The organism is Mesorhizobium sp. M7A.F.Ca.US.014.04.1.1, assembly GCF_003998745.1.
Lineage (GTDB): Bacteria > Pseudomonadota > Alphaproteobacteria > Rhizobiales > Rhizobiaceae > Mesorhizobium > Mesorhizobium ciceri.
Genome location: NZ_RZRW01000748.1, coordinates 1 through 2,370, shown reverse-complemented (window position 1 = coordinate 2,370; position 2,370 = coordinate 1). Strand labels below are relative to the sequence as shown.

General features: G+C 64.3%; 2 protein-coding genes. One reads left to right on the top strand and one right to left on the bottom strand.

The genetic code is table 11. The features are described 5' to 3' along the window. On the top strand, positions 1 to 692 hold a 692-nt coding region (locus EOA22_RS30945; protein WP_164756077.1), incomplete at its 5' end, for an oxidoreductase C-terminal domain-containing protein. Positions 693 to 722: 30 nt separating this feature from the next. Here the strand turns inward: EOA22_RS30945 and EOA22_RS30940 are convergent. Next, entirely contained in the window at positions 723 to 2,000 is a 1,278-nt protein-coding gene (locus EOA22_RS30940) for a 4-aminobutyrate--2-oxoglutarate transaminase (RefSeq protein ID WP_013527918.1), read from the bottom strand. Between the last annotated feature and the right edge of the window lie 370 nt (positions 2,001 to 2,370).

Here is a 2,370-nt window from a genome sequence, read left to right as displayed (position 1 = left end):
CGAGCCACGTCCGGCAACGGCTGGAAGCGACGGGCGTGCGCATCCTCACCGGCACCTCGATAGCCGGGCTCGAAGGCGAAAACGGTCATGTCGTGGCCGCGATCACCTCGTCAGGCGAAAGACTGACGGCGCGCATGGTCATTGTCGGCATTGGTGCCGTGCCGAATGTCGAACTGGCACAGGAAGCTGGCCTCGGCATCGCCAACGGCATCCGCGTCGATCACCAGATGCGGACTTCGGTGCCGGAGATTCTCGCTATTGGCGATGCTGCCTCTTACCGTCACTGGTTCACCGGCGGCGACGTGCGGCTGGAATCGGTGCAGAATGCCACCGACCAGGCGCGGCTTGCCGCGCGCACGATATCAGGCCATGCCGACGCCTATTCTGCGGTGCCATGGTTCTGGTCCGACATCGGCGACATGAAGCTGCAGATGGTCGGCCTGACCGCCGGCGGCGACAGCCATGTCGTGCTGGGCGGCCTTCCCGACAACAAATTCTCGATCTACCACTATGCCGGCGACCGGCTGCTCGGCATCGAATCGGTCAACCGTCCGGGCGACCATATGCTTGGCCGCAAGATGTTGGGCGCCGGCTTCTCGCCGACGCCGCAGACGGTGGCCGCTGGCCCCGAGGGGCTGAAAGCGGCACTGGCTGCTTTCCTCGAGAATGAGCCCGCCAGAGCGGCGGGATAATTCCGTCCCTCAGGCGCGGCACCTTACTGATCAGGCGGCGCAGACTTCGCGGATCGAGCTTTCCAGAATGTCGAGTGCTTCGTTCATGACTTCGTCCTGGATGGTGATCGGCGCCAGGAAGCGGATGACGTTGCCGTAGACGCCGCAGGTCAACAGGATCAGGCCCTTGTCGAGCGCCTTCAACCGGATCGCATTGGCGATCTCGGCTGAGGGCAGGCCCTTCTTGACGTCGTTGAACTCGACCGCGTTCATGAAGCCGAGACCTCTGATGTCGACGATCTCGGGCACGTCGTCGCGGATCGACTGCAGCCGCTGTTTCAGCCTTGCGCCCAGCGTATTGGCGCGGTCGCACAGCTTTTCATCCTCGATCACGTCGAGCACGGCGTGCGCCGCGGCAACGCCGATCGGACTGCCGCCATAGGTGCCGCCGAGCCCGCCGGGGCCGGGCGCATCCATGATTTCGGCGCGGCCGGTGACCGCCGCCAGAGGAAAGCCGCCGGCCAGGCTCTTGGCCATGGTGGTGATGTCGGCGGCCACCTCATGGTGATCCATAGCAAACATCTTGCCGGTGCGGGCAAAGCCGGTCTGCACTTCGTCGGCGATCAGCAGCATGCCGTGCTGGTCGCAAAGCTTGCGCAGCGCAACCAGGAAATCCCGCGGCGCGTCGTAGAAGCCGCCCTCGCCCTGAACCGGCTCGATGATGATGGCGGCGACGCGCGCCGGATCCACATCGGCCTTGAACAACCGGTCGAGCGCCGCCAGCGAGTCGGCGACCGAGACACCGTGCAGCGGCACAGGAAACGGCGCATGGTAGACATCGCCCGGCATGGCGCCGAAGCCGACCTTGTAAGGCACGACCTTGCCGGTCAGCGCCATGCCCATGAAGGTGCGGCCATGGAAGCCGCCGGCGAAGGCAATGACCGCCTGACGGCCGGTGGCATTGCGGGCGATCTTGATGGCGTTCTCGACAGCCTCGGCCCCGGTGGTGACGAAGATCGTCTTCTTCTCGAACTTGCCGGGCAGCATGCCGTTCAGCCGTTCGGCCAGGCGCACATAGCTCTCATAGGGCACCACCTGGTGGCAGGTGTGGGTGAAGCGGTCGAGCTGTGCCTTGACCGCCTCGATCACCCTGGGATGGCGATGCCCGGTGTTGACGACGGCGATGCCCGACGAGAAATCGATATAGCGACGCCCCTCGACATCCCAGATTTCCGAATTCTCAGCCCGGTCGGCATAAATCTGCGTGGTCATGCCGACGCCGCGGGAAATCGATTGGTTCTTGCGTTCGGAAATGGCTGAATTCTTCATCGTATCCCTCACCGGGCCGGCGCCCGTCCTGTTTGATGCCGTTGAGATGTCTTCTGACCTTATTTCACGTTTTCCTCAAGTCGGCACCACCGGCAGGCGATTGGGCCTGCGGTGGGCAGATCCCGGCGCTTAGCCAGTCGGGCGATACACGTACGAGACCGGTTTCCTTTTCCCGGGGATCGACTATCCTCTGGATGGCCGCGAGGCACCGCGATCAGCGAGCGGCCCGCGGTCGGGAGAGCCCATGAGCAGGAACGTGACTTCGCCCGTCTCGCAGCCATCGGTCAAAGCTCCCGGTCTTTTGTCTTTTCCAGCCGCCCCGGCGCTTTTCGCCTGCACGGCGGCGCTGCTTCTGGCCGGCTGTCAGAAG